Below are 6,227 nucleotides of genomic sequence, written 5' to 3' on the forward strand. Positions count from 1 at the left end.
TGAATTGGTTATCAAATCAGGGAAAATCACTTATCAAATATACCACCGGAACATCAATGAAACATTTTTTCCGCAACACACAAAATGAAAAGAAAATGCCCCTTTTCAAGGATAAGCAGGCAGTCAGGTTTAACTAAACCAGACTACCTGCTCAAAATAATTTAATTTGAAAACTCATTTTTTGAAATATCTATAAAAACCTCTTTTACAAATAAAAGAACTGACTTATGGAAATGGACTTTTACCATCCGTACTTCTCAGGTCCCCATTTTTTCTGTACAAGCTTCTGTTCAGTGTACAAAAGCGTGTTTGAAGGGACATCCCTGGCTACCATAACGCCAGGACCTATGGCACAATTGCAGCCCACTTTCACCCCTGGCATATACTGGCTGGCAATCCCGGTTCTTGTGAAATCACCGAAATACACGGCATTTCCATACCGGACGGGCATCTCCATTCTGCCTTGGACACGCTGGTTTTGGGGCTGGTCATCAAACCGCATGATCCCCACCGTAACACCTGCTGCAATATCCGTGGACTCTCCGATTACCCCGTAAACCTCTCCATAGTGAACAAAACTGATCCGGTCAAAGGTAACTCCTGCAAATTCAGCACAATGCCCGATTCGATTCCCGTTGCCAATGACACTGTATGGACCAATTCGACAAAAGTCCCGAATGGTGCAATGTTTGCCGATCATTGCGTTGCCGGCAATCGTTACTCCATTGTCAATCACGGTTCCGGCCCCGATCGAAACATTCCCTTCAATCATGACATTCCGGCCTATTTTTACATTTTCCCCCAATATTATTTTTCCGTCGATTTGTGCAGTTGGATGAATGGTAGCCGAGTCGGGAATGGTATCCCGGGTTAACGAATCCAATCCCTCCTTGACCGCCATGATATTTGCTTCCATTAGATCCCACGGTTTGTCCATATCGACAGCACCATCTTCAATCACATGGCCCATGATATCATTTCCATGTTCAATCAAAATCTGGAGCGCCTGTTCCAGTTCAGATTCCGGTGAAGGGATCACTCCCACACTGACACTCTGCATAAAACCGGGGTTTTTTATTAATGCCATGCGCAATGCTTCTGTACGCAATGCATAAATTCCCAACAGACGATGGGTAACGTAATGGGGTCGCGGGTGGCCAAAAATCTGTTCTACCTTTCCGGCTTGCAAGCGCGCGCAAATCCAGTCTTGCGGCCTTTCCTTGTCTACCGGCTTGCATAGCACAAGACCATCCGGTTCCTGATCATGAAAGTGGTCCACAAAATACTGCAGCCTTTTCCTGGTGATGGCGATATCCCCATAAATGACAAGAATATGATCATCCCTGATGGTCCCAACTGCTTTGGACAACGAATCAGCTGTCCCTTCCAAAAAAGGAAGCCGGATAACTTCTACTCCCTCATGGCCGTATACAATGGACTGAACCCGTTTATGAAGATAATGGGTCACGATGATGATCCTTTCAAAAGACATATCTTTCAGGCTGTGAATCAGGCGTTCAATATTTGGCTGATTACCGACGGGCAGAGCGGCTTTGGGCCAGTATTCGTTATAGGGCCACATTTTTCTTCCCAAACCGGCAGCAAGTATAATGGCAGTTTTCATATCAACACCCTTTTTCCTTTGTTTGTCGTGTTGCTCGTCTTCAGAAAAGCCCTTACACCAGTGTTTAATGCGTATCCCCATTTTATCACGATAGCCGAAACGCTCCCTGTGGCTTTCACTCGGAAAAATTGAAATGGTTTGGATTTATTATCCAACCTGAAAGGGAACCGAAAGTCAAGTCATGCTTGCTTCCCGGACGGAATTCTCCTGAGAATCGCTTCCCGCCTTCAACCCTACTAAGGTTTGAGTTCTCCCATTTTTGTCAAATTTGTTTTTTTCATAGTTTTGCCATGGCTTCTCAATATGATTTTATATGCAAATAAAACAATATTGCTATTTTGTCCAATTTCAACATGTTTACTATTGAGAATCAATTTCATATAATGAGGATAGCATTAATTAGTGATAATAGTTTTCAATCATTTGCACAGAATGGATATGGAGTGGTGCCTTATGACACTGGCTGACATACAACCAGGAAAAAAAGCCAGAATCGTGTCTATTGAAAATGTTAACAAATTGGTACGCCGGCGCTTGATTGACTTGGGGATTATGGAAGGCTCGATCATCTGTCTGAAAAATTCGTTGCCGTTTGGCGGACCTTATACTTTGGAGGCTGACGGACAATCGATCGGCATCCGTCGCCGGGAAGCTTCCTTGATTGAGGTGTCAAATCTATGATGAATGTTGCCCTGATCGGAAATCCCAATACGGGAAAAACCTCTCTGTTTAATGCCTTGACCGGATTTTATGAATATGTAGGCAACTGGTCGGGAGTTACTGTCGAAAAAAAGGTCGGCAAACTAAAGGATGAACTGGGCCAGTTGATTGATTTGCCCGGCATCTATTCATTAAATCCGTTATCTGAAGATGAAGCAGTCGTCTCCAATTTTTTACTGACAGAGGATTTTTCGGCTGTTTTAAATATCGTGGATGCTTCCCAACTGGAACGGAATCTGTATTTGACCCTTCAGGTTCTGGAATACGGCAAACCGGTTGTCATTGCCTTGAACATGTTTGATGTGGCCAAAGGCCGGGGGTTAAAAATTGATACAGAAAAGCTTTCCTTATATATGAAAACACCGGTGATCCCTGTGGTTGCCCGCAAAGGAACCGGCATTGATCAGGTAAAACATTATCTTCGTGAAATCAATGCAGAAAATCAAGAAGCTTTGGTCATCCACTACGGAGAGATTTTGGAAAACGCTATCCAGAAATTGATCCGTCAATTGCCGGATTCAAGACTGCCCAAGCGCTGGCTGGCTCTGCAGTTTTTCGAAGGAAACAAGCCGGTTTGGGAACTGTTGAAAAAGCATGTCGATGAATCTGTCCTGCAAAAAATCTTCGCGGAAACAGAAAAAAGAATTGCGGAAACAGAGTCGGTTTCTTCCCTCGATCGGTATATCCGCCAGATCCGCAGGCAGTGGATATGCAATGTATTGGAAAAAGCGATTTCCCACAGCCCAGACCGGAAGGTGCCGCTCAGCGATCGGATTGACCGGATTGTCGTGCACAAAGTGTGGGGCATGCCTATTTTCATGCTGCTTATGTATTTGGTATTCAAATTTACTTTTGATTGGCTGGGATCGCCGTTATCAGATGCACTGGACGCTTTCATCACCGGACCGGTTACGAACGGGATTTCATCCGGGCTTGAAGCGATCGGCGCTTCATCTTTCGTCAAGGCGGTTATCCTGGATGGAATTGTGGCTGGTGTAGGCGGAGTTCTGGTTTTCGTGCCACAGATTATGATCCTGTTTTTCTTTATTTCTCTTTTGGAGGATTCAGGTTACATGGCGCGGGTGGCCATGGTAATGGACCGGTTGATGGAAATTTTCGGGCTTAACGGAAAAGCATTTATTCCCATGATTATCGGTTTCGGGTGCAATGTGCCGGGAGTTATGGCCGCACGGACAATTGAACAACCCAGTGAACGGCTGCTCACCATCGTTTTGACACCGATGATGTCCTGTTCGGCAAGACTTCCCGTATATACGCTCTTTGCTGGCGCGTTCTTTGCAGAAAACCAGGCGTTAGTAGTATTCTCCCTCTATTTCCTTGGAATTGTGGTAGCGCTGGTAATGGCAAAAATTCTGACATCCACTCTTCTGAAGCATAAAGAATCAGTATTTGTCGTGGAATTGCCGCCTTACCGCGTTCCCCAGGGACAAGTATTGTTTCGCAGCACCTGGGAAAAAGGAAAAGGTTTTTTAAGAAAGGCAGGAACATTCATTTTAGGAGGGTCCGTGCTCATCTGGTTCCTCAGTTATGCCGGACCTGGCGGTCTGAGTGTAGATATGAACGAGAGTTATCTGGCCATGATCGGAGGATTTCTTGGAACATTGCTTGCGCCAATTGGTTTTGGCACCTGGCAGGCTGGCGCAGCCCTGATTACCGGATTTCTGGCCAAAGAAGTCGTTGTCTCCACCATGAATATCCTGTATGCATCACCTGATATATCCAGTTTGCAAGGAATTATTGCCGGGTCTTTCATTCCGCTGGAAGCTTTCAGTTTTATCGTATTCATTCTGCTCTATATCCCTTGCCTGGCTACAGTGGCTGTGATTCGCAAAGAGACCAATTCTCTGCGCTGGACCTTGTTTTCGATGGGTTACTCCCTGGCAATTGCGTATGTCATTTCACTAATCATCTATCAAGGCGGAAAACTCCTTGGACTGGGTTAATCTATTGATAAAGGAGGAACCGGCAAATGATTGTGAACCTCCTGTTGGGCAGTTTGATCTTCGGATATGCCGGTTGGACAATTTACCGGCGATTCAGAATCAGCAAACAGGGAAAATGCCAAAGCTGTTCTATTAAAGACAACTGCTCCACCAACAACGGCAAATCTTGTTGAACTGCACAAAAAACCGCCCAACAGGCGGTTTTTTTGTTTCACTTTTGCCTGAAGCAATTCAGGCCGGTTTTGTTATCCAAACCTGTCGTTTTACACTTTCCTGAAATAGCTGAACCACAGTCTGTTGATCTGTTGCCCAATCGGGAGCTTTGAGCTGCTGTATGGTTTTTCTTTACGGAAATCACCCGGCTTCCGATGTCTTCTCCTGCCTGGTAATCATGATTTTATCAACCCGGACGTGGTCCATGTCTACAATTTCCAACTTGAGATCCCTGATTTTAATGACATCACCCACTTCGGGGATATCGCCCAAATAACTGGTTAAAAATCCGCCCAGTGTATGATAATCGCCGCTGTCCATAACCATTTCATCCTCCAGATCAAAATATCTGATAAATGTATCCACGGAAACCAGGCCATCTGCCAGCCACGTTGAATCATCCCGCCGGGTGATTTGCGGTTCCTCTTCTTCTTCGCGATAAGGCAGATCGCCAAAAATATTTTCCATGAAATCGTGCAGGGTTACAAATCCTTCGATCCCTCCATATTCATCGACAACAACTGCTTCATGCATTCCGGACTTCTTCACTGTTTCCAAAGCCTGAAACACTTTCATATGTTCAGGCAAAAGCAAGGTTTCCTCTATGCAATCTTCAATGGAAAATTTCTCCCCTTTAAGTAATAAACGAAAAACCTTTTTTGTATGAATAATTCCAAGAAACTCATCCAGGCTGCCTTTGCCAACCGGAAAGCGGGAATGATAGCTATCGCTGATAATCCTCATATTTTCCTCAAATGAACTCTCTACGTCAATCCAGACCAGCTGGGTACGGGGTGTCAAAATATCACCCAAACGCTTGTCACTCATATAAAAAATCTGGTCCACCATTTCATGTTCAATTTCTTCGACAGCACCGCTATAAACACCCTGTTCAACCAGCTGCTGAATCTCCTCCTCAGTGACATCCGGTTTGGTTGGTTTTTTCACTCCCAGCATTTTCAATACCAAAGCCGTTGATTTGCTAAGGATCCAGATAACCGGTTTGCCGATCACAGAAAACCAGTACATTGGTCTGGCAACAATCATGGCGGCTTTCTCGGGATTAACAAGCGCAATCTGCTTTGGAACCAGTTCTCCGACAATCAGCGACAAGTAAGTAGTCAGCACAATCACCAACACCATGCTGATTTCCTGGCTAAACGGAGCCAAAACATCCACCCGGTCAAGCAATACCGCTACTTTTCCGGAAAGCGCTGCTCCGCCAAACGCACCTGTTACAATCCCGATCAACGTGATTCCAATCTGAATTGTTGACAGCAATTCGTTTGGTTTTTCAGCCAGTCTGAGCGCTGTTTGCGCCTGGGGACTGCCTTCTTTAGCTTTTTGATCAAGCCGAACCTTTCTCGAGGTAACAATGGCCAGTTCAGTCATCGAAAAAATGCCGTTCATGATAATCAGGAGCAAAATAATTATGGTCGAAACACCAAGACTGTCCAAAAACACTTTTATCATGCCTTCCATTATTTTTACGCTATCAGGTTTTCTCCCTGATTTTATAAATTTGTCCGCATATGCCAGTACCTTTCCCTTATTTCAGGGTGTATCATATTATTCCCGGCAATAATCAATTGAAACAAAAAAAGACTCCAAAAAGTTTTTTCCTTTTTGGAGTCCGGGATAAAAGTCAATTCCTAAAGCAATATGATTCTTCCGTTGTACATGGTAAGCAAATACCGGTTGATGAT

5 protein-coding genes are annotated in these 6,227 nt (G+C 44.6%); 2 read left to right on the forward strand and 3 right to left on the reverse strand.

What is annotated here, in order from left to right; translation table 11 throughout:
- Positions 1–241: 241 nt before the first annotated feature.
- On the reverse strand, positions 242–1,624 hold the full coding sequence (locus H2C83_RS08810; RefSeq protein WP_181739831.1) for an NTP transferase domain-containing protein: 1,383 nt from the start codon (positions 1,622–1,624) through the stop codon (positions 242–244).
- 453 nt (positions 1,625–2,077) lie between these two features.
- Here H2C83_RS08810 and H2C83_RS08815 point away from each other — a divergent pair, with 453 nt between their 5' ends.
- Both H2C83_RS08815 and feoB read left to right on the forward strand, forming a co-directional pair.
- Positions 2,078–2,305, forward strand: coding sequence for a FeoA family protein (locus H2C83_RS08815; RefSeq protein WP_181739833.1), 228 nt, complete (start codon positions 2,078–2,080; stop codon positions 2,303–2,305).
- A complete protein-coding gene (gene feoB, locus H2C83_RS08820) occupies positions 2,302–4,308 on the forward strand; it encodes a ferrous iron transport protein B (RefSeq protein WP_181739835.1) in 2,007 nt (668 codons plus the stop codon). The genes H2C83_RS08815 and feoB overlap by 4 nt, the downstream gene beginning before the upstream one ends.
- On the opposite strand, the gene H2C83_RS18675 is transcribed toward feoB, so the two are convergent.
- Entirely contained in the window at positions 4,305–4,523 is a 219-nt protein-coding gene (locus H2C83_RS18675) for a hypothetical protein (RefSeq protein ID WP_446697285.1), read from the reverse strand. The two genes, feoB and H2C83_RS18675, sit on opposite strands and share 4 nt — an antisense overlap.
- A 139-nt stretch (positions 4,524–4,662) precedes the next feature.
- A complete protein-coding gene (locus H2C83_RS08830) occupies positions 4,663–6,003 on the reverse strand; it encodes a hemolysin family protein (RefSeq protein ID WP_246333819.1) in 1,341 nt (446 codons plus the stop codon).
- Between the last annotated feature and the right edge of the window lie 224 nt (positions 6,004–6,227).

The organism is Thermoactinomyces mirandus, from assembly GCF_013868055.1.
Classification (GTDB): Bacteria; Bacillota; Bacilli; order Thermoactinomycetales; family Thermoactinomycetaceae; genus Thermoactinomyces; species Thermoactinomyces mirandus.